20 protein-coding genes are annotated in these 21,730 nt (G+C 55.7%); 6 read left to right on the top strand and 14 right to left on the bottom strand.

Features of this window, described 5'->3' with window-relative positions:
* Window positions 1-244: 244 nt before the first annotated feature.
* Window positions 245-1,204, top strand: a complete 960-nt coding sequence (locus FLS37_RS14825) for a TraB/GumN family protein (protein ID WP_157670752.1) — start codon at window positions 245-247, stop codon at window positions 1,202-1,204.
* Between the two features lie 115 nt (window positions 1,205-1,319).
* On the opposite strand, the gene FLS37_RS14820 is transcribed toward FLS37_RS14825, so the two are convergent.
* The 6 genes from FLS37_RS14820 to FLS37_RS14795 all read right to left on the bottom strand — a co-directional run bounded on the left by FLS37_RS14820 (window position 1,320) and on the right by FLS37_RS14795 (window position 6,204).
* On the bottom strand, window positions 1,320-2,060 hold the full coding sequence (locus FLS37_RS14820) for a DUF2807 domain-containing protein (protein WP_157670751.1): 741 nt from the start codon (window positions 2,058-2,060) through the stop codon (window positions 1,320-1,322).
* Window positions 2,061-2,071: 11 nt separating this feature from the next.
* A complete protein-coding gene (locus tag FLS37_RS14815) occupies window positions 2,072-2,917 on the bottom strand; it encodes a hypothetical protein (RefSeq protein ID WP_157670750.1) in 846 nt (281 codons plus the stop codon).
* Entirely contained in the window at window positions 2,904-3,770 is an 867-nt protein-coding gene (locus tag FLS37_RS14810) for an ABC transporter ATP-binding protein (protein WP_157670749.1), read from the bottom strand. Before FLS37_RS14810 ends, FLS37_RS14815 begins: the two co-directional genes overlap by 14 nt.
* Window positions 3,767-4,129, bottom strand: a complete 363-nt coding sequence (locus FLS37_RS14805; RefSeq protein ID WP_157670748.1) for a GntR family transcriptional regulator — start codon at window positions 4,127-4,129, stop codon at window positions 3,767-3,769. Before FLS37_RS14805 ends, FLS37_RS14810 begins: the two co-directional genes overlap by 4 nt.
* A 241-nt stretch (window positions 4,130-4,370) precedes the next feature.
* Entirely contained in the window at window positions 4,371-5,528 is a 1,158-nt protein-coding gene (locus FLS37_RS14800) for an iron-containing alcohol dehydrogenase (RefSeq protein WP_157670747.1), read from the bottom strand.
* Window positions 5,529-5,607: 79 nt separating this feature from the next.
* Entirely contained in the window at window positions 5,608-6,204 is a 597-nt protein-coding gene (locus FLS37_RS14795; RefSeq protein ID WP_157670746.1) for a TetR/AcrR family transcriptional regulator, read from the bottom strand.
* A gap of 390 nt (window positions 6,205-6,594) precedes the next feature.
* Here FLS37_RS14795 and FLS37_RS14790 point away from each other — a divergent pair, with 390 nt between their 5' ends.
* A complete protein-coding gene (locus FLS37_RS14790; RefSeq protein WP_157670745.1) occupies window positions 6,595-7,788 on the top strand; it encodes a PilT/PilU family type 4a pilus ATPase in 1,194 nt (397 codons plus the stop codon).
* A gap of 3 nt (window positions 7,789-7,791) precedes the next feature.
* On the opposite strand, the gene FLS37_RS14785 is transcribed toward FLS37_RS14790, so the two are convergent.
* The 3 genes from FLS37_RS14785 to FLS37_RS14775 all read right to left on the bottom strand — a co-directional run bounded on the left by FLS37_RS14785 (window position 7,792) and on the right by FLS37_RS14775 (window position 12,797).
* Window positions 7,792-8,643, bottom strand: a complete 852-nt coding sequence (locus FLS37_RS14785) for a hypothetical protein (protein ID WP_157670744.1) — start codon at window positions 8,641-8,643, stop codon at window positions 7,792-7,794.
* A 413-nt stretch (window positions 8,644-9,056) separates the two neighbouring features.
* A complete protein-coding gene (gene secA / locus FLS37_RS14780) occupies window positions 9,057-11,798 on the bottom strand; it encodes a preprotein translocase subunit SecA (RefSeq protein WP_157670743.1) in 2,742 nt (913 codons plus the stop codon).
* Window positions 11,799-11,912: 114 nt separating this feature from the next.
* Window positions 11,913-12,797, bottom strand: a complete 885-nt coding sequence (locus FLS37_RS14775; RefSeq protein ID WP_157670742.1) for a M23 family metallopeptidase — start codon at window positions 12,795-12,797, stop codon at window positions 11,913-11,915.
* A 14-nt stretch (window positions 12,798-12,811) separates the two neighbouring features.
* On the opposite strand from FLS37_RS14775, the gene FLS37_RS14770 reads away from it, so the two are divergent.
* From FLS37_RS14770 to FLS37_RS14755, 4 genes are all read left to right on the top strand, one after another.
* Window positions 12,812-13,249, top strand: a complete 438-nt coding sequence (locus FLS37_RS14770; RefSeq protein ID WP_157670741.1) for a DciA family protein — start codon at window positions 12,812-12,814, stop codon at window positions 13,247-13,249.
* Window positions 13,250-13,746: 497 nt separating this feature from the next.
* Complete coding sequence (locus tag FLS37_RS14765; protein ID WP_157670740.1) at window positions 13,747-14,571, top strand: undecaprenyl-diphosphate phosphatase; 825 nt, start codon at window positions 13,747-13,749, stop codon at window positions 14,569-14,571.
* A gap of 167 nt (window positions 14,572-14,738) precedes the next feature.
* The gene (locus FLS37_RS14760; RefSeq protein WP_198314667.1) at window positions 14,739-15,677 is read left to right on the top strand and encodes a succinylglutamate desuccinylase/aspartoacylase family protein; all 939 of its coding nucleotides are present in this window, start codon (window positions 14,739-14,741) and stop codon (window positions 15,675-15,677) included.
* Between the two features lie 3 nt (window positions 15,678-15,680).
* Window positions 15,681-16,562, top strand: a complete 882-nt coding sequence (locus FLS37_RS14755; RefSeq protein WP_157670739.1) for a DMT family transporter — start codon at window positions 15,681-15,683, stop codon at window positions 16,560-16,562.
* Window positions 16,563-16,578: 16 nt separating this feature from the next.
* Here FLS37_RS14755 and FLS37_RS14750 read toward each other — a convergent pair whose 3' ends face one another.
* The 5 genes from FLS37_RS14750 to FLS37_RS14730 form a co-directional block, all read right to left on the bottom strand.
* On the bottom strand, window positions 16,579-17,535 hold the full coding sequence (locus tag FLS37_RS14750; protein ID WP_157670738.1) for a response regulator transcription factor: 957 nt from the start codon (window positions 17,533-17,535) through the stop codon (window positions 16,579-16,581).
* Window positions 17,532-18,107: a hypothetical protein gene (locus tag FLS37_RS14745; protein ID WP_157670737.1), complete on the bottom strand. Its 576-nt coding sequence runs from the start codon at window positions 18,105-18,107 to the stop codon at window positions 17,532-17,534. Before FLS37_RS14745 ends, FLS37_RS14750 begins: the two co-directional genes overlap by 4 nt.
* A 7-nt stretch (window positions 18,108-18,114) precedes the next feature.
* Window positions 18,115-18,837, bottom strand: coding sequence for an SDR family NAD(P)-dependent oxidoreductase (locus FLS37_RS14740; protein ID WP_157670736.1), 723 nt, complete (start codon window positions 18,835-18,837; stop codon window positions 18,115-18,117).
* 312 nt (window positions 18,838-19,149) lie between these two features.
* Window positions 19,150-19,518, bottom strand: coding sequence for a hypothetical protein (locus FLS37_RS14735; RefSeq protein WP_157670735.1), 369 nt, complete (start codon window positions 19,516-19,518; stop codon window positions 19,150-19,152).
* 77 nt (window positions 19,519-19,595) lie between these two features.
* Window positions 19,596-21,605: a S8 family serine peptidase gene (locus tag FLS37_RS14730; RefSeq protein WP_198314666.1), complete on the bottom strand. Its 2,010-nt coding sequence runs from the start codon at window positions 21,603-21,605 to the stop codon at window positions 19,596-19,598.
* Window positions 21,606-21,730: the final 125 nt, after the last annotated feature.

The raw sequence follows: 21,730 nt of genomic DNA, 5'->3' as shown, positions 1-21,730 counted from the left end.
TATATATCCTTACTAGTTCATTTGACATTCAATAAAAATGCCCTCGCTGTCTAAAGCCAGCAAAGGGCAATAGTAATAATGACAATGATTATGAGAACTAGTTCCATTTGCATTCACGTATTTGTCATAAAAATGAAGTAATGAGGTTATTTTGATGGGTATGCCCTTGTGGAGCTTGATAATATTGAATTCCGAAGCAATACCGTCTATGGTCTTGCTTCGGGCGTGTAGACAGGATGGAGTAATGAACAACAATCTGGTGGTTTTTTTACGCACAGTTATGTGCTTGGTCTTTATAAGTTCTTATACCCAAGCCCAATGCCCGCCTGCTGCCGAGCTGCCTACGCCGGAGCACATGCCGGCTTTGCTGCAGAGCGCCAAGGATAGGGGCTTTTTGTGGAAGATCAGCAAGCAGGGGCAGGATTCCTGGTTGTATGGCACGATCCATGCCAACCGGCTGGAGGGAATGTTACCCGGCCCGCAAACCCGGCAGGCCTTGCAGCAGAGTGATGTGATTGCGCTGGAATTGAATCTGGCCGACCCCGCGACGATCACGCAGATTATGGCGCTGTCCAAGCGTGGTGCTGGCCGTGTTCCTGCGCAATTTCTGCCCCGGCTCAAAGCGCAGCTGAATAAAAACTGCCTGCCGCTGGAGCTGATTGGCCAGCAGCATCCGTCCTTGCTGTTTAGCAGCATCATGCTGACCGACGCGCGCCACGATGGTATTGAGCCCGCGTTTGGTAGTGAAATCGTGTTGCTGGGGCTGGCGCAGGGCAGCAATAAACCCGTGATTGCGCTGGAAACCCCTAAAGAGCAAATGGGCGCCATGCTGGGCGAGAGCGATAAAATCCTGCCCGAGCAATTTGAAGCCGGTCTGGCTTTGCTGGAGTCAGGCCAGGGGCGAGCGCAGGTGTTGAAAATGGTCGATGTGTGGAATCGCTCTGATCTGGCGGTGTTTGAAAATTATCGCCAGTGGTGTCAGTGCGTTGAAACCGCGGCGGATCGGGCGATGATGAAACGGATCAATGATGATCGCAATGTGGTGATCGCCCAACGCATCGCCCAGCAGTACCGCCAGGGGCAAACGATGTTTATCGCCGTGGGCAGCTTGCACATGGTCGGTAAAACAGGATTGCCCAGCTTGCTCAAGCAGCACGGCTTCACGGTTGAGCGCGTGGTATTCGATGATGGGGCAGGGCAGTGAGATAGGCCAGAGCGCCCCGGCTTGCTGCTTGCTTTAGTTGGTTTGATGTAGCTTTGGAAGGGTATACGGCTAAAGATTATGATTGATATGTTCCGCAGCCATATACCCTGATTGATTATTGATAAGGATGCGGCGCTTTGGTTTTGATGACGCCGATTCCCTTGATGCTGGATGTCATCTCCGGCTCGTTTTTAAACGAGACCGTGCCCACGCCATAGAGCGTTACATCGGCTTTGGCCGCCTCACCCACCGTCACGCTGCCGGTGCCACGGCTGTCGATTTTGACGCGGTTAACATCGGCAATCGTAACGTCGCCAACTCCCATGTTCTCAATTGCAATGGATTGGATAAACGGGGTGAGAATTTCAACGCGTCCAGCGCCAAGATTGCGTACTTTCAAATCGAGTATGCTTGAACATTGAATTTTGATGGCGGCTGAGCCTGAATTATCGACCTGTTCAATTTCATGGTCGCTCTGGACAATGATTTCCGGCATTCTGGAGCTAAAATTTTCCTGCCGGGTTTTGATGATCCCTTGTTTTAACAGGTTCTGGTCAATTACCGCCAATAGCGCTGAGTCCAGCTCTATGCTGCCTTTGGCTTTGCGAGAGCAGTACTGGCGTACGTTCACATGACCGGCATTTTGGATACGTTTAACATCGGGATTGAGCAATACCTCAACCATTTTCCCACTGGGCAGAATTGCATCCTTGTTCTGGAAAGCGTACTCAAACGCGGCTGCGCCGTCGTTGATTACAAAATGCGGGTTGGGTTTTGAGTAGAGTACGGTTGCGGCACCCAGCGCGAGCACAGCCAGCACCGCAGCAGGGAAAAGCCATTTTGTCTTGATCATCATGATTCCTTTATTTAAGCGGTGTGGCCGGTTTTGCGACGCCAGATCAGTGCGACGAGGCTGAGTACGCTGACGATAATGGCGGCGGCAAACTGCGGGTTGGCGATAAAACGGGTCAGCATGCTGATTTGTTCGGGTAGGTTGGCATTGGCGTGCAGAAAGCCCAGAAAATCGACACGGGTCATGATGCCAAACAAGCCGGAAAAATAAATGTCGACAAAATTGCTGCCGGTGGCGTAATTGCTCAGGCGAATCAAGGCGATTTCAAAGAGCAGCCCGCCAATCAACACAATGGCCATGCCCCAGCGACGAATCACGCTATTGCCCAATGCCAGCAGCAACACCAGCGGTGAAAACCACAACAAGGTGAGCAAGCCCTGCAAGCTGCCGCCGAGTAGTGCCAGCATCATGTTTTTCAGGAGTTCGGCGTTGGCGCTGGCCATCCATAGCGGGGCTGATAACAAGAAATTCAGCACTATCGCCGTGATGATGGCCATTAGCGGCAGCAATAAGCCATTCATCAGCATCGGGGCGATGACGGCGGCGCGATCATCTAGCGGGAGCGAGCGCCAGAAGGCCAGTGATTTATCGTCCTTGTCGCGGTGTGGCAGGCCGGGGATGGTGAGCAATACACCGATCAGCGCCAGAAAAAAGACAAAGCCTGATTGCGCATTGATCCCAAAGCTGGCGATTTTGGTGGTATCCGACATTGTTGCGTCATTAAATTGCGGCAGCCCTTGGTAAAACAGCAGCAGATACAGCAGCGCCCACGCAATCACCGGCGTCCACAGGCCGAGGATCAGCCATGATTTGCGGTGCTGCATCCATTCGCGCAGCATGAGGGTTTTAAACTGTTGCATGGCGCTCTCCTTGGCTTAGGGCGACAAATAAATCGGCGAGTTCAACGCGGAAGGTTTGGCCGAATTGTGCAAGTTCAGACGGGAAGGGCGCGGCGAAAATGGCGCATTCGCCGCCCATTTGCCGAAAGCAATGCAGCGGCGCTGCGGTGGCGATCGCCGCACTGTGTTCACTGCCATAACGCAGGCCGATATAACGATCTTCCAGATTGCACAATTGATCGTGCAAGACCAGCGCGCCGTCGTTAATCATCATCACGTCCGAGAGCAGATTTTCGATTTCGTCGATCTGGTGCGTGGCGATTAGCACCGTGCGCGTCTCATTGCACCAGTCGCTGATCAGCATGTCGTAAAACGCCTTGCGCGCCGGAATATCGAGCCCGAGCGTTGGCTCGTCCAAAATCATTAGCTGCGCATCAATTGCGCTGATGATGGCCAAATGCAGCTGCACAATCATGCCGCGCGACAGTTGTTTCACCTTGGAGTCGAGCTTGATCGTCGTGCGCGCCAATTTTTGCAGCGCTAGCTCGCGATCAAATTTTGGGTGCAGGCCGCTCATTAATTGCAGCAATTGCTGCACTTCAATCCACGGCGGCAAGATCGCGACGTCGGGGATGTAGCACACGTGCTGCAGCATCGCATCGCGCTGGGTGCGCGGGTCAAAGCCCAGAATATTGATCTGGCCGCGAAACGGAATCAGCCCCATCATCGCTTGCATCAGGCTGGTCTTGCCCGCGCCATTGCTACCCAACAGGCCAATAATGCGACCGGTGGGCAGTGCAAAGCTCACGTTGTTGACTGCGGTTTTCGCCCCGTACGAGACGGATAGATTGTCGATGTTGACTAGTTGATTCATGCTGCATCGTCCTTCGTCGGCCAGATAAGATCGGCTGGGGTGATGCCCAGTCGCTGTAATTTGGCGGCCAGTGCTGGCCACTCGGTGTTTAAAAATCGCTCGCGCTCAAACGCGCGCAGCCGCTCGCTGGCTTGAGGTAGCACAAACATGCCCAGCCCACGCCGGCTTTCCAGTAGCCCCGCGTCGACCATTGATTGCAGCGCGCGGTTGACGGTGAGCGGGTTGAGGCCATATTCGGCGGCCAGCACCCGCACTGACGGCATCGCTTCACCTTCGGGCGGCGCGCCATCGAGCAGCGCCTGGCTCAAGCGGTCGGCGAGCTGCAGATAAATCGGCGCTTGATTATTCCAGTCGGCCATGATCTGTGTTTGTGTATTAGTTATGTAGCACACTATATGTTCATCGGGATTGGTTTGCAAGCGCTGTTAGTAAAATAGCTGGGTAATTAAATGTGATCGTGGGGTATTTCCGTGCAGGTATTGCCTAGATTGATATGCAGAGATATACCGCTGACGGTATAAAGCCGCCTCGTTGGAGGCGGCTTGGGTGGGGGCTGCGAGCGGTGGCCACAATCGACGGCGGCCTTGCCGCTGGGCAATATTACAGAGCGGTGTTCAGGATTTGGCGGCTGATGGCGGGAGTGACATCGCCCTGCTCGCCCAGCGCACTCATACCGTGTTTTCCCAGCTGGGCGACAACGGCGTCAACGGCTTCGCTGCCCAGTTTGTAATCGGCCAGCTTGGTTTTGATCCCCATGGCCTCAAAGAACTCTGCGGTTTTGGCAATCGCCGCGTCGATGCGTTGCTCGTCGCTACCTTCATGCAGGCCCCAGACGCGCTCGGCGTATTGCAGCAATTTGGCGTGTTTGCTGGCGCGGCGAACGGCGAGGCTGGCTGGCAACACGATGGCCAGCGTGCGCGCGTGGTCGATGTCATACAGCGCGGTGAGTTCATGGCCGATCATATGCGTAGACCAATCTTGCGGCACACCTGCGCCGATCAGGCCATTGAGCGCCTGCGTGGCAATCCACATCAGATTGGCGCGCAAATCATAATCATTTGGCGTGGCGAGCACTTTGGGCCCCAGCTCGATCAACGATAGCAGCAGGCCTTCGGCAAAACGGTCTTGCACCATGCCATTGGCCGGGTAGGTGAGGTATTGCTCGATGATGTGCACAAAGGCATCGACCACGCCGTTGGCGATCTGGCGCGTTGGCAATGTGAGCGTTTTGTTCGGGTCCAGAATCGAGAATTGCGGGAAAACATGCGGGCTCATAAATGCCAGCTTGCTGTGCGTGGCTTTGCGGGTAATGACCGAGCCGCTATTCATTTCCGAGCCGGTGGCGGGCAGGGTGAGTACCGTACCGAAAGGCAGCGCGGCGCTGACCTGCTGACCATAGCTGAGCATAATATCCCACGGCTCGCCAGCAAATGGCACCGCGGCGGCGACAAATTTGGTGCCGTCAATCACCGAGCCGCCACCCACTGCCAGCAGATAGTCGAGCTTTTCGCGGCGAATCAGCTCAACCGCTTGCATTAGGGTTTCGTAGCTCGGGTTGGGCTCAATGCCATTGAATTCCTGCACTTCGCGTGCGCCCAGCGCGGCGCGCACTTCGGCGAGCGTGCCGTTTTTACGCGCACTTTCTCCGCCCAGCAAGATCAGCACGCGGGCGTTGGCGGGAACGAGTTGATCAAGCTTGGCAATGGTGTCTGCGCCAAAAACGATTTTGGTCGGGTTGTGAAATTCAAAATTAAACATCAGGGATTTCCTTTATTAGACCAGTCGGCTACTTTTTAAATAAAAAATAGATCGCTCTGCGGTGAGCGATCTGTGTTGATTACGGTGCTGCTAATTGCAAAAGCTTCAGCGTGCTGTCCATCGCACACGCCAGCGAGCTATTGTCGCGGCGCACTTTGGCGAGCAAGGTGGCGCCCAGCCACATCTGGTACAGCGTTTCAGCCACTTGAGCGGCAACCAGATCGGGTGACAGGGAACCATCGGCAATGCCTTCGTTGATGCATTGCGCCAGACGCGCGATCAATTGATCGGTGCCACAGCGCAGGCTGTCGCGCATCGCTTCGGACAAATCCGATACTTCACCCGCCAGTTTGACGGTGAGACATTTTTCTTCGCAGCAATCGCCGGCCTGGGTTTCCAGCCAGCGCGTCCAGTAGGCCACCATCCGGCTCGCCGCATCGCTGCCGTTGGGTGCCAACATGCTTTCCAGCCGGGTGAAATAGTCGTCGAAATACGCGTCAAGCAGCGCCGCACCAAAAGCTTCTTTGGATTTGAAATAATGATAAAACGAGCCTTTGGGCACATTGGCGGCAGTCAAAATCTCATTGAGGCCTACAGCAGAAAAACCCTTGCCGAGGATGATGGGTTTGGCCACGTCCAGAATGTGCTGGCGCATGGATTGGTGTTCGATCGTCATATTAGGGATCATAAACAAAACTAGACCAGTCGTCTAGGGTCTGTTGACGTTTGGTTTGCTGTCGCGCTGGCGCGAGTTTTTCGATGAGACAAGGCGTAGATCGCGCCGCATAGTCATCTATGTCAGCGGTCTACAACGCTGCATCATCGAAAAAAACCGCTCTGCCCGAAGGGTTTGGCTGCTTTTGAGCTGACCCTGCGTTGCAAAAACTTTGCATAGAGTGACTATGCGGCGGTTTTCGCGCCTTGTTTCAGCTCAGAATCAGCACAAACGCGATCTGCAAACCAAACGTCAACAGGCCCTCGATTGTTGTAAAAACTGCCATCCATCCATCGGGCTCGCCAGCATTTGGCGCACAGTCTATATCCTGTTCATACAGGAGGGCACGCTATGAACGCAGAACAAGCACTAAAAACCATGCACGACCTATTGCGCATGATGATTCAACACAAGGCATCCGATCTGTTTATCGCCGATGACTTCCCGCCGGCGCTGAAAATTAACGGCAAAATGACGCCGGTGGGGCAGCAAAAACTCAATGCCGTCGCGACGCGCGCGCTGGCCTACGCGATTATGCGGCCCGATCAGAAGGCCGAATTTGACGAAGAGTTCGAATGCAATTTCGCGATCAGCCCCGAAGGCATCGGGCGCTTTCGCGTCAATGTGTTTATGCAGCAGGAAAAAGTTGGCATGGTGTTGCGTACCATCACCAGCAAGATTCCTAATTTCGATGAAATGGGGCTGCCGAAAGTATTAAAAGAAGTGATGATGAGCAAGCGCGGGTTGGTGCTGCTGGTCGGCGGCACCGGTTCGGGCAAATCAACGACGATGGCCGCGATGATCGATTACCGCAACGAGCACAGCCACGGTCATATCATTACGATCGAAGATCCGGTCGAGTATCTACACAAAAACAAAAACTGTCTGGTGACGCACCGCGAAGTCGGGCGCGATACCAAGGGCTGGTTTGCTGCGCTGAAAAATACGCTGCGCCAAGCGCCCGATGTGATTTTGATCGGCGAGATTCGTGACCGTGAAACGATGGAATACGCGATGAACTTCGCCGAAACCGGCCATTTGTGCATGGGCACGCTGCACGCCAATAGCTCGAATCAGGCGCTGGAGCGGATTGTGAATTTCTTCCCCGAAGAGCGCCACCCGCAGTTGTATATGGATTTGTCGCTCAATATGCGCGGTATTATCTCGCAACGGCTGGTGCCCACCTCGGATGGCAAAGGGCGCTGCGCGGCAATCGAGATTCTGCTCAATACGCCGCTGGTGGCCGATATGATTTTCAAAGGCGATGTCGGCGGCGTGAAAACCGCGATGCAAAAATCGAAAGAGCTGGGTATGCAGACCTTCGATATGGCGCTGTTTGATCTCTACGAAGCGGGCAAAATCAGCATGGAAGAAGCGCTGAAAAATGCCGACTCGCTCAATGAATTGCGGCTAAAGATCAAGCTCAACAGCCAGCATCACCGCAAGGAAGAGCACAGCAGCGGGTTGGATCATTTATCGCTGGAGGCCCATGAAGTGCCTGAAGTTGAAATGGTCGAGGGGGCGGCTGAAAATCCTGCCACTTAGATATTACTGTTGCCCGACATTTAATAACCAGCCGGGATATTTTTTCCGGCTAGCATCTCCATTCCAGTTTGGTGTCGCTTGAGTGGTGATGTTCTGCCGTTTATCGAGAGCAAGTGATTTGATGGCTTGGGTGAGGCCTTCTTGCTCAGATAAACGAAGGGCGATGCCGTTCTTGATAATGCGATCAAGGCCGTTCTGTAGCTTGTCGATCAATTTCAATTCACTTTGCTGAACATAAAAACATAGGGCTGTGTGGCGTGAAATCATGAGCCGCTGATCCAGTTCAACGCCTACGGGCAAACGTGTTCGGAGTGACTCGGCCATTCTTGCCTGCAGCAATACACCATCTAGTCGCCCTTTGGCGGTCATTTCCAGTGCGTGCTGGACTGTTGGGGCATAGCTAAGCTGCAGTTCTCCAAACAAAGGATTGGGATTGTTTTGTGGAAATCCAGTACTTAGGCGCCAGTTTTTAAGTTGCGCAATCGAATTTACTTTTGCTAAATCAGCTTGCCTAGCTTTGTTCGCCGCTAATACCCAGTAGCCGGACATGCCCCGATCCAGCGGGATATCAATTCGCTTGAGCCCAATTAATGCCATCGTATTTAAGGAGCAGCTCCAGATCATGAACTGGCTCAAGCCATTTGGCTTTGAAGTTTCGAGCATCATTCGCTCTGGTGACATTGGCGTTGTAAGTACGGCTTTATCCATCGGACTGAGGGTTGCGTTAGCGAGTAGGGTAAAATAGCGCATGCTTTCCATGCTGATGCCTTGGAACTCGGCTAGACGATAACTTTGGGCATGGATTGGTTTTGCAAATCCCAGCATGCAGATAAGTAGGTAGATGAATCTAGTCATGGATCCAATCTCAGGGGCACAAATTCACTGACTTTAGCATTGAAATTGATGAAAACAAGTAAGTGAGAATACCTATTATTACTGCTGAGTTGAGAATTAGAGCGATGTCGGAATAAAGGAACAGATATGGTTCGAGATTAGGTTGGGCGGCTTGATGTTTTCGCACGGCAGCGATTTATATATTTTCTAACGGAATGTGGCTAATGGTTTTGAGTCACGTGTATTGCTGTGCTAATTGGTATTCTTATGAAGGCACAGCCAAGGTTTTATTTAAGGGCAATATATGGTTGGGGTATGCCAGTGGATGGTTTTCGGCTTCGCCAAACCAGAGTCACTGCCTATAGCAGCTCCAATCATTAAGGTAAAAAAAAGCACCCGTCTTAACGGGTGCTTCGTCGTGGACAACTCAACAATTAAGTCAATTGGCCGTGGCACTGTTTGTATTTTTTGCCTGAACCGCAAGGGCAAGGGTCATTCCGGCCAACACCGCTAAACTGGATTTTCGGGCCACCTTCCTGCTGCATGGCCGCCATTAGCATTTCGCGGATTTTTTCTTCATCACCGCTGGCCAGTACGGCTTCGATGTCTGCGTGCGTGAATTGCATGTCCGATTCTGCAATTTCGTGCTGCTCAACCGGCTGTACGTCTTCCGGGCCACGGATCTGGACGGTCATTACAATTTGCAGCACATTGCGCTTGATCTGATCAAGCAGCGCAGAGAACAATTCAAACGCTTCGCGTTTGTATTCCTGTTTCGGGTTTTTCTGTGCGTAGCCGCGCAGATGGATGCCCTGACGCAAATGATCCAGTGCTGACAGGTGTTCGCGCCAGTATTGGTCAACGTGCTGCAGCAATACCGAGCGCTCGAAATTGCGGAAGTTGGTTTCGGAAGCCTGTTCAACCTTGGCGTCGTAAGCGGCTTTCGCAGCCGCAACAACGCGCGCTTTCATGTCGGCAATGCTGAGGGATTTCTCGTTTTGCACCCATTCGCTGACATTCACGCCCACATGCAATTCGTTCAGTGCGCGCTCAAGGCCTTCGGCATCCCATTGCTCTTCCATTGAATCAGGTGGAATGAACTGGTCGAACAGATCAGCCACAAAGCTGTCGCGCATCGCGGCAATCGTTGACGCCACTTCGGCGCTTTCAAGAATTTCATTGCGCTGGCTGTAGATGGCTTTGCGCTGCTCGTTGGCAACATCATCGTATTCCAGCAGCTGTTTACGCATGTCGAAGTTGCGGCCTTCCACTTTGCGCTGCGCCGATTCAATCGCGCGCGATACCATGCCCGCTTCGATTGGCTCGCCTTCCGGCATTTTGAGTTTGTCCATCACGAAGGCCACGCGATCACCGGCAAAAATGCGCAGCAAGGTGTCTTCCAGTGACAGGTAGAAACGGCTTGAGCCCGGGTCGCCCTGACGGCCTGAACGGCCACGCAGCTGATTGTCGATCCGGCGTGAATCATGGCGCTCGGTACCGATAATGTGCAGACCACCCGCTGCCAGCACCTTGTCGTGGCGCTCTTGCCATTCGGCTTTGAGCTGGGCGATTTTCAGCACTTTGGCCGCTTCATCCAGCGCTTCGTCGGCTTCAATATCCTTGATGTCGCGCTCGATACTGCCGCCCAGTACGATGTCCGTACCGCGACCGGCCATATTGGTCGCAATCGTGACCTGACCGATATTGCCGGCCTGCGCCACGATTTGCGCCTCTTTGGCGTGGTGTTTGGCATTCAGTACGTTGTGTGCGATGCCTTCCTTGTTCAGAATGCCGGAGAGCAATTCCGATTGCTCGATCGAGGTGGTGCCGACCAGAGCAGGCTGGCCGCGCTCGACGCAGGCTTTGATGTCCTTGATGATGGCGTTGTATTTTTCGTTAGCGGTTTTGAATACCTGATCCTGACGATCTTCGCGCAACATCGGTTTGTTGGTGGGGATAATCACCGTTTCCAGGCCGTAAATCTGCTGGAATTCGTAGGCTTCGGTATCTGCTGTACCGGTCATGCCCGACAGCTTGCTGTACATACGGAAGTAGTTTTGCAGCGTAATGGTTGCCAGCGTCTGGTTTTCCTGCTGGATTTCCACGCCTTCCTTGGCTTCGACGGCCTGATGCAGGCCTTCGGACCAGCGACGGCCAGACATCAGGCGGCCGGTATGTTCGTCAACGATAATGATTTCGCCGTCCATCACCACATAGTGCTGGTCTTTGACAAACAGCGCGTGGGCACGCAAGGCGGCGTTCAGGTGATGGATCAGGCTGATATGGCTGGCCGCATACAGGCTATCGCCTTCAGGCAGCAGACCCATCTGGGTCAGGATTTGCTCTACCCGTTCATGACCTGCTTCAGACAGCATCACGGTATGGGCTTTTTCATCGACCCAGTAATCGCCTTCGCCTTCTTCGGTGGCTTGACGCGTCAACTGGCCTGGGATGCCGTTCATGGCCAGATACAGATCGGTATTGTCATCAGCCGGGCCGGAAATGATCAGCGGAGTACGCGCTTCATCGATCAGGATCGAGTCTACCTCGTCGACGATGGCAAAATTCATGCCGCGCTGTACGCGCTCTTCCACGCTGAACACCATATTGTCGCGCAGATAGTCAAAGCCGAATTCGTTATTGGTGCCGTAAGTAATATCGCAGGCGTAGGCGGCCTTTTTGTCTTCGTGCGCCATCTGGCCCAGATTCACGCCGCAAGTGAGGCCGAGAAAATTGAACAATTTACCCATTTGCGCCGCATCGCGTTGCGCCAGGTAATCATTCACGGTGATCACATGCACGCCCTTGCCAGTGAGGGCATTGAGGTAGGCGGCCAGCGTTGCAACCAGTGTTTTACCTTCACCGGTACGCATTTCGGAAATTTTGCCCTGATGGTGAACCAGACCACCGATCAGCTGCACGTCAAAGTGACGCATGCCCAAAGCGCGCTTGCCGCCTTCGCGACACACGGCAAAAGCTTCAGGCAGAATCTGATCTAAAGTCTCGCCTTTTTCCAGGCGGGCTTTGAATTCATCGGTTTTGCCACGTAGATCAGCATCAGACAAGGCCGAAATGCTCGGCTCTAGCGCATTAATCTGCTTGACGATGGCACCGTATTGTTTCAACAAACGGTCGTTACGGCTTCCAAATACTTTTTTCAGCAGATTCGAGATCATATTGCTACCACGTGACGGCCTCGATGAGGCTCAGTTTTTATAAATAGACAAAGGCCTAAGCCCGTTTTCGGGCTGACTGGCCTTAGTTGGCTCCACCCTGCCTAATTTCAAGGCTTATTTAGTGGCCTGAGCATAGTTTGATTGACCTGCATCAATAAAGCGCATGGGGTTCTGCGCCACACCGCGATAGCGGATTTCAAAATGCAGATGAGGCCCTGTCGAGCGCCCGGTACTGCCTAGCAACGCGACTTTCTGCCCTGCCTGCACCGTGTCTCCGGTTTTGACCAGCAACTGGCTGGCGTGGGCGTAACGGCTGGTCAAATCTTTACCATGATCAAGCTCGACCATATTACCATATTGGGGATGGTAAGCTGCATAGACGACCTTACCTGTGGCGGCGGCTACAATTGGCGTGCCGGTATCGCCCTGATAATCGATGCCTTCATGGAACACCTGTGTGCCGCGAAACGGATCAACGCGCCAGCCAAAGCTGGATGATTGCGGTGCAATGGAGAGCGGCGAGCGGCGTGGCAGATAGCTGGCATCCGGGGCAATCAGGATGGCCTCGGCCAGAGTAAGCTGATCGATCATCGCCGCCATTTTGGCGTCGGTATCTTGCAGCAGATTGCGCAGGCCCGAGATGGCAAACGGTTGGCCATCGTGCGCCAGACCGCCTTGTGGTGCGGGGTTTTTGCTCAGGAAAGGCTGGATGTCGATACCGGTTTTATCGCCCACGCGATTGGCCAGACTATCCAGACGCGTCAGCTTGGCTTGCAGCTCACCCACCTTGACGGCCAGCGCATCAATTTCGTTTTGCCGCGCGTGCTGGCCGGGCATCAGGCGCAGCAATGGCTCTACCCGGTTGGGCGCAAACAGCATGCCCAGACCAAAGGCGGCGGCACCAATCAGTACGGTGATGGCCAGACTTAAAGCACCCAGCTCGCGCGGGCCCAATGAAATGGCTTTGTCCAGCCGATGCGAGACCACAATGATATTCATTGGAATCCTTTGAAATGACTAAAAACGCTAATTTTTCGCAACTGGTTGAAGGCGATTACCAGCTCAAGCGGCTGGTCAAACAGCTCGATCAACTCAATCATTTGCTGCAGATTGTCCGCTCGGCCGTTGCGCCGGAATTAGCCCGGGTGTGCCAGGGCACGGCTTGGTCAGGCAGTACCTTGCTGGTGGCAGTGCCCGGTAGCGCAGCGGCAACGCGTTTGCGGCAGGCCGAGCCTGCGATATTGGCTGCGCTGGGTCAAGCTGGAGTGCACGCTACCGCAATCCGCGCCAAGGTGCAAGTAGCGCTGCAACAGGGAAATCCGATGCAAACCAAGACCTTACGCATGACTGAACCCGCCAAAGCCGCGTTTGGCCAGCTGCAAACCCAAGTTGATGATCCCGAGCTGAAAGCCGCCTTGGCCAATCTGCTGCGCCATCATCAAAAGAAGTGATTAAGTCTGTATCTGGACCAGTGATTTACTCGTGAATCTGGGGTATTGCCATGCAGGTATTGCTTAATGTTGCTTGTGGCGATATACCCATCTTTAGGGGCAATATCCTGATTGTGCGTTGATGGACAGCACAAGGCGCACCTGCCGATCATCAAACTAGCGCCAGCAGATCCTATCCTCTGCTTTTACTTGCCGACTCAGACCTTAATTCCGGGCAAAAAAACGGGCGCCGATTTTGCAAAAGGCGCCCGGTCAACAGGGAGGAGATGAGCAAAATGCACACTTGCATTGCACACATGAAATCAGAGTGGGGGTGTGCCCCGTGGTTCCCAAGCCCTAGTGTAAATATTCACATCTTCCCCCCGGGTTGATGACGGCCTCCAGTACCGGATCTCCGGGCGGAGAGCAGCAAGGATAAATGTGAGCCCGGCCCGCCACATTTGACCGCGCTTGCGACTATAATCGCGCACCATTGACAATCACTGCACGGGCAAGACATGGATCCGATTCTGTTATTTCACTCCCTGATCATGGGTCTGGTCGAAGGGATTACCGAGTTTTTGCCTATCTCATCCACTGGCCATCTGATTCTCACGGGCGATCTGCTCAATTTTCTCTCCAAAGACAAGCGCAATGTCTACGAAATCTTTATCCAGCTCGGCGCCATGCTGGCGGTAGTCTGGGAATACCGCGCCAAAATCGGCCGTACTTTTCAAGGCGTCAGCCACGCGGGTAGCGAGCGCAATTTGCTGCTAGGCATCGTCATCGCCTTTATTCCGGCCGCGATCTTGGGCAAGCTGTTTTCCGAGCACATCAAGGCCGTGTTGTTTAACCCGATTGCGGTTTCGATTGCCTTTATCGTCGGGGGCCTGATTATTCTGTGGGCGGAAAAACGCCAGCACACGGTGAGCGTGGAAACGGTGGACGATCTGAGCTTGAAAGACGCGCTGAAAGTCGGGCTGTGCCAGTGTCTGGCGTTGATCCCCGGCACTAGCCGCTCTGGCGCGACTATTATCGGCGGCATGTTTCTGGGGCTCTCGCGCAAGGCGGCCACCGAATTTTCCTTCTTTCTGGGCATCCCTACGCTGGGTGCTGCGTCGATTTACAGCCTGATCAAGCACCGCCACGTGCTCGACAGCGCCGACATCGGCATCTTTGCCGTCGGCTTTGTCTCGTCGTTCATCTTTGCCTTTATCGCCATTCGCGCGCTGATCCGCTTTATCTCAACCCATACCTTTGTCGTATTTGCCTGGTATCGCATCGCCTTTGGCCTGATCGTACTGGCCACCTGGCATTTTGGCTGGGTGAACTGGAACGCCTAGAAGGTATTTACCTGTAGTCATTGATTGAACTTTGCTTTAGCCATATACCCCATGCAATGCGTGGGGTTTATTGTTTTGCGGGTGCCGACCTATTGCGATGACACGGAGTTTCACCAATCCCGTTGCCGGACTTTGCAGTGATATAGTGGCCTTTCTTTTCCGGGGGCATGATGCAGCCACACACTCTTTATCCGATTGGTATACCCGCTCAACCCTGGTCGGCAGCCGAGCAGGCGCAGTGGTTGAGCCGTCAGCAGATTCGGCGCAGCTACGCGGATGAGGTTGTTTCGCGTTTGCAAGCGAGCATGCCCACAGCTGGGGTGCTGGTGCAATATGGCGAGCTGGATTATCAAAGCCTGGGTTTGCCGCGCTATCCATTGTTTGCGGTGCGCAGCCGCGTGTGGCAGCCCCAGCGCCCAACTGCGTTGATTACCGGTGGCGTTCATGGGTACGAGACTAGCGGCGTCCATGGCGCTTTGCAATTTATTGCCGAGGCTTTTGAGGCCTGCAGCGAGCGGCTTAATCTGCTGGTGCTGCCGTGCATCAGCCCGTGGGCTTATGAAACCATTAATCGCTGGAATCCGCTGACGCTCGATCCAAACCGGCATTTCTATTCCGCCAGCCCGGCGCAGGAGGCGGCTGCGGCGATGGCTTGTGTGGCCGAGTATGCGCCACACGTTGATCTGCATATTGATCTGCACGAGACCACCGATACCGATAATAGCGAGTTTGGCCCGGCCAAGGCCGCGCGGGACGGTGTGGCGTTTGACTGGCATGAGATTCCGGACGGATTTTATCTGGTGGGCGACACCGAGCGCGCCGAGCCGCAATTTCAGCGCGCGCTGATTCAGGCCGTTGCGCAGGTCACGCCGATTGCGCAGCCTGACGAGCACGGCTGCCTGATTGGTGAGCCGCTGCAGCAGCATGGCGTGATCAACTATCCCAAGCGTCAATTGGGGCTGTGTGGCGGGATGAGCGCTGCCCGCTATGTCACGACCACCGAGGTTTATCCCGATAGCCCGCAGGCCACGCCGGAGCAATGCAATCGCGCCCAGCTGGCCACCATTGTGGCGGCGATTGATTATCTACTGCGCGAGAGAGTGTAAATAATGACTGCACAGCGCCGTACCGGCCTCTTGCTGATTGTGATTTCTGCTATCGCCTTTGGCTGGATGCCGATTTTTGGCGTCTGGGCTTTGGGCGAAGATGGGGCTGGCGGAGTTAATACCCAGGGCTTGCTGCTGATCCGCTTTAGCGTGGCGGCGCTGGTGATGGCGGCGGTGATGTTGCTGCGCCGTGTGCCATGGCCGCGCGGGCGGGTGTTGCTCGGTTTGATGGCGATGGGCGGCTTGGGTTATGTCGGCCAGGCTTTTTGTTATTTTTCGGCGCTGCAATATGGCTCGGCTGCGCTGGCGGCTTTGCTGCTGTATGTCTATCCGGTGCTGGTAACGCTGGTGTGTGCATGGTGGCTGAAAGAAAAACTCTCACGCCGCACAATTGTTGCGCTGGTGCTGGCCTCGGTCAGCCTGCTGCTGACGATTGGCCCGGCAGGCGGGCAGGCGCTGGGTGTGATGTTTGGTTTGCTCGCGGCGCTGATTTATTCGGGCTACATTCTGCTCGGCAGCCGCCTGACCCCCATCGCCGGGGCTTTGCCAGCAGCGACGGTGGTGATGATCTCGGCAGCGGCCAGCTTGTGGCTGACGACGCTCTGGCATAGCCCAAGCTGGCCGGTTAGCGCCAACAGCTGGCTGGCCTGTCTGGCCATTGCGCTGGTTTCCACCGTGGTGGCGATTTTTGCCTTTTTGGCCGGGCTCGATTATCTATCCGCCAGCGAAGCCTCAACGCTGTCTACGCTGGAGCCGGTGGTCAGCGTGCTGCTGGCCGCGCTGATTCTGGGCGAGCACCTGTCATTCTGGCAATGGATAGGTGGGGGTGGTATCTTGCTGTGTGCCATTATGATTGCGACTAACAAGGTAATACCCTCTGAGTAATCCGCTTCGATTTGGTTTAGTGCTGCCCCGTGGCGGATGGGGTTTTGAATTGGCGAAATTCACCGGGTGTCATGCCGGCCCATTGTTTGAATAGCCGGGAAAAATGCGCCTGATCGGCAAAGCCGCACACAAAACCGATTTCGGCGGTACTGATGGTCGTCGATGCAAGCAGCAGCTCACTGGCGGCCTGAACGCGAACGCTTTGCAGTAGCGAGGAAAAATCAGCGCCGCTGTGCTGCAGCTGACGCTGGAGCGAACGCGAGGACAGCCCCTGCGCTTGCGCCACCTGGCCCAGTGTCAGATTGAGCAAGCCCAGTTGGCGCATGATCGCCTTGGTGCGTTCGATCACCGACTGCGCCTGAGCAGGCCTTGCATCTGCTGCTTCGGGCTGGATGCAGCCCGTCGTCCAGTGTAGATACCAGTTGGCGCTCGCCACCAGGGCGGAGGCATTGACCGTCTGCGCTGGATACACATACACCGCCTGATCAGCTTGCCCGCTGGTGCTCAGCCGAATTTCACGCAGGCCTAGCTGGTGTAGTAGCGCGCACAGCACACCGAGAATCAGCAAATCTTCTTCCAGACTCGGCGGTGGTCCGCTGCGGGCGTGATGGCTAATCCAGGCTTGCTGATGACTTAACTCGCAACGGGTGTAATGCCGGCTGTGGACGTATTTTTCGAGGCGCTGCCATTTGCCCAACAAGGTTTCGGGCGTACTGCCCTGCAATAGAGCGATGCCGATCGGTGAGTTAGCCAGCTGCTTCACGCCTGCGCCCACGCGCAGCAGGGCAGGCAAACCGTAATCACGGTGGATTTGCTGCAGTAAGGCCTGCTTGCTCGCGAGGGGAATCCGCTCGTGGGTCGCACGGCCCAGCGGGATTGAGGCAGGCAGCGTCAACAAATCAAGCCCCGCGCTAATAATCTGCAACATGGTGCGGCTGGCAAAATCAGCCTGCATGGCGGCGGGGGCAGTCATTGTTCGATCCGGGTATCAGGGTTGGCAATCCATCGTGCCAGCTTTTTTCCCACGAATGGCAGACGCAGCAGGCGGGCAGGGGCTTTGATGATCAGCGTGGTGAGCGCACTAAACCAGATCAGTTTGCCGATCAACACCGCGAGCACGATGGCCGCCTCGTTCAGCCCCGACATCACTCCCAGCACAATCAGGCTGCGAGGTGGCGCGGGCCAGATCGAGAGTACGGCCAGCGCCAGTATGCCATGTGTTTGCAGCAGCTGTTGCCCAGTGAGCCAGAGCGGGGTGGCGGGCAGGCTAAGTGGCAGTTGCGCAAGCATGGCGAGCACACCGCTGCTGAGCGCAATCAGGAGTATCGCACCGATTGCTGCGGCGATGGCGAAGGCCAGCACAATCGCAGTTTGTCGCCTAGCCTGCAAGAGACTGAGCACGATCACCGAGCTTTGGCCTGGCAAGGCCGGAAAAAAGTAGTCGCCAACCGAAAGCGCGGCCAGTGCCGGAATCGCCGCCGGATGCCGTCCATGCTGTTCTAGCCAGGCCAATAGTCGCGAGCCCTGATGGCGCTGTTTGCGCATGTCCGGTTTAGTGCCTGATCATCAGATTTTCAGCCCCATTAGGCCAGAACGCTCGCAAGCGCATCAGCCAGCGGACTTTGCCGACGTAAATTTCGGCCAGGCCACGCTCTGCGCCGCGAATGATTTCTGCGGCCGCCTGCTCCGGGCTGATTTTGCCCCGCCCTCTGCCTTGCGTCATGGCCGTATCAACCAGTGGCAGAATCGCTTCGCACACTTTGATTGGGCTGCCGGTCACCGCGATTTGCCCGTTGAGTGATTTGCAAAAAACGCGCAGCGCCGCCTTGTTGGCGCAGTACACTGCCGCGCTTTGTTTGGGGGCGATTGCCAGCCCTGACGTGATAAAAATCCAGCGCCCATGTGCGCTATGCACATTGTCGAATAGCGCCCGGGTCAGCAAAACCGGCGCAGTAAAGTTGATTCGGGTTTCGTCTTCAATACTGATCGCTTCGCCCCCGGGCGAGAACCAGTTGCGCGCCTGCTGAACCCCTGCATTGTGCACCACCCGATCCAGCGCTCGCCGACCAATATGCTGGCACAAGGCGGCCAGATCGGCCTGCTCGCGCAAATCGCAAACCTGCCAGTCAATCTGTGGCAGTGCCGTGCGGGCTTGATCGACGCTGCGTGGGGTGCTGCCTGTTGCGATCACTGCAAAGCCCCGTGCCAGATATTGCTCGGCCAACGCACGCCCTATGCCTCGCGTTCCGCCTGTGATGAGAATGGTTTTCGCCACTTTGCCACCTTGGATATTCAAACCGGATAAGGGCAGCATACGCAGCAGGAAACGAAAAAGATTGAATAAACGCGCCAATATGCACGCTGGGCTGATGCGGCTGTTGATTGATCCGCGCGGCTGGTCTCGGGCTAGTGTCTCGACGGCAAAGCGGATGTGCTCAACTGACTTTATCAGGTAGTCGAGCTTGATGGATTTCTGATGGGTATACGGCTGTAGATTATTGATTGATTGGTCTGTAGCAATATACCCATAATTGATGATTTGAATCCCGCAGCCGCCTTTGCGTGATGGCGGGGTAATGGCTGTCGCTTACTGGACGGGCATGGTGTGCATCGGCAGATCGGCTTCGATGCTGGCGACCGCAGGGTCCTGGGCGATTTGGGCCAGATAGGGTTGCAGATGGTCATTGCTGAGCGCTGGTTTGAGCGTGGCGACATAAAATTGGCTGCCCATATCGCGCTCGTAGGCCATGCCCAGCTGGTAACGTTCGGCGAGCTGGGTAATCTGGCTGGCCGGATCGGTGGGCGATTTTAATTGCACAATCACGCGTTCGATCAGGGCGGCTTTGGGTGAGCCGGGGAGTGTATTGCTGTTACCCGCAGTGACGCAGGCGCTGATGGCGCAGCAACTGAGCAGCAGAGCAAATTTTTTCAACGATTCGATGCAGTTTTTCAGCATGGTATGTCTCCGGCAAAACAGTCTGGCCCCCGCCAGAGCGGGGGCTTGGGGTTTAAATGCGAGTTAAATACACCGCATTACTTGCGTTTGACTGCCGGATTAGCCTGCGGTGCCCAAGGGCCCCACTGGGCTGCGCCCGGCTGCTCGCCGCGTGTCCACCATTTGGCGGCGAAGGTCTGGCCGTTGAAGCTGACGCATTGGCCTGCCGTGTAAATCGTGCTGGCCGACCAGGCCGGGCAAGATGGGCTGGCGCTTGGTGCCGCCGTCGGTGCCAGTGTTGGCGCCAGCGTAGGGGCAGGTGTAATCACTGGCGTGGCCGTTGGCTTGGGCGTAATCACCGGGCTGCTGGTTGGTGCAGGGGTTGCATTCCCGCCGGTACACGCGCCGATGTCCTGCCATAGGGTGGGCGTTGATTTCGGGTTCCAGTTGGCACCGATATGCGCGGTGTGCGTGCTGGTGGCGCGGTAGTTGCGGCCTGCGTAGGTCACCAGATCACCGGCGGCAAAGGTTTTGCCTTCAAGCCAGGCGACATGGCAGCCGGTGACTGGTGCGGGTGTCGGAGTAATAACCGGGGCTGGCGTTGGCGTTACTACGGGTGGCGTCGGGGTTGGGGTGATCACTGGCGTGGGCGTTGGATTGGGCTCGGTGTTGTCGCCCGCTGATTGCTTAGCCAGACGCACAGCCGCTGCTGCATTCAGAATTCCCGAGCCGCAGTTGCTGGTGCTGCAGCCGCCAGAGGTCGGGAACGCCGTGGCCGATTGGCGCAGCAGGCTGACCACGTCGTTATATTTCAGTTTCGGGTTGGCACTGAGCATCAGCGCGACTGCAGCGGCCACATGGGGAGTGGCCATTGATGTGCCGTTCATGCCTTTGTAGCCCGCACCATTGGCCGACAAATCCACGCGATCGGCGCTTAGATTCACGGTGGAGGTAATGCGTGTGCTGCCATTGCCGCCCGGTGCGGCCAGCGTGACTTTGCTGCCATAATTCGAATAGCTGGCTTTTTCACCGGCTTTGCCCGTGGCAGCCACGGTAATCACATTGGCGCAATTGGCGGGCGAGACTTTGCTGGCGTCCTGGTTTTCATTGCCTGCGGCCACGACCACAATCGCACCGGCATTGCTCGCGTCGTTGATGGCCGACTGGTAGAAGCTTGGGCAAGTGCTGGAGCCGCCGCCCAGACTCATATTGATGACTTTGGCCGGATTCGGGTTGGGAATGCTGGGGTGAACACCGGCCGCCCAACGGATGGCATCGGCAATATCAACGGCAGAGCCGCCGCCTTTACCCAGTGCGCGCACGGGCAGAATGCGGGCATTGTAAGCGCCGCCGATTACGCCAACGCCGTTGTAGCCCAGCGCGGCAATCGTGCCCGCTACGTGCGAGCCGTGGAAAGAGCTGCTGCCGGTACGCTGGCAAATCTGGTTGCTCACATCGCTGCTGGTGCACCAATCGCCCTGATCCAGACCGCTTGGAATCGGCTTGATTGTGCGCGAGCCAGTGGTCCAGTCGCACGTTGCGGCGCGGTAGCAATCGCTGATAAAGGTGTAACCCGCGGAGACATAGTTGCCGCTGTACGGGCTGAGCTGGCCCAGATCAGCATGCGGTACCGAGCCGGTGTCTACCACGCCCACCACGATGCCCTCGCCAGTGGCAAATTCCCACGCACCGATAAAATCAGCACCGTAGCTGCTGCCCGGCACTACTTGCTGCATGCCCCAGAGTGAATTCCACAGGCTGTCTGTTGGCTGGGTGACGCCCATCGGGTACATCCAGACGTCGGCTTCAACCGCTTCAAACTGGCCTGATGCCTGCAGCTTTTGCAGATAAGCGTTCAGCTCGGCGCCAGACAGGCCTTTGGGTAGCTGCAGAACGTGAGATTCGCCGTCGGCCATGGTAAAGCTGTGCTGTGCTTTGCCCTGGGCGGCTTCTTTGAGCGTTTGTCCCAGATCTTCGGCGTTCATGCTGCGCATCATCGGCGATGCTTTGAGCTTGACGACAATCCGGTCTACCGTGCTGGCGTGTGCGCCGATGGCCATGGACGCAAGGGCGCCAGCCGCCAGCAATGAGCTGCGTGTGAATTTCATTTCAGGATCTCCATCCATTTTTGGTAAGGTAAATTCCCCATTGCACCGTTTGCGCCGGTTTTATAAGTATCGCGTGATGGGGAGAGCGCAGCTTATTGCATTTGTCATACAGCCAAGACTTGAGG

Origin of the sequence: Chitinibacter sp. GC72 (assembly GCF_009760905.1) — a bacterium.
GTDB lineage: Bacteria > Pseudomonadota > Gammaproteobacteria > Burkholderiales > Chitinibacteraceae > Chitinibacter.
The sequence above is the reverse complement of the archived record's forward strand: the minus strand, read 5'-3'. Positions and strand labels throughout refer to the sequence as shown.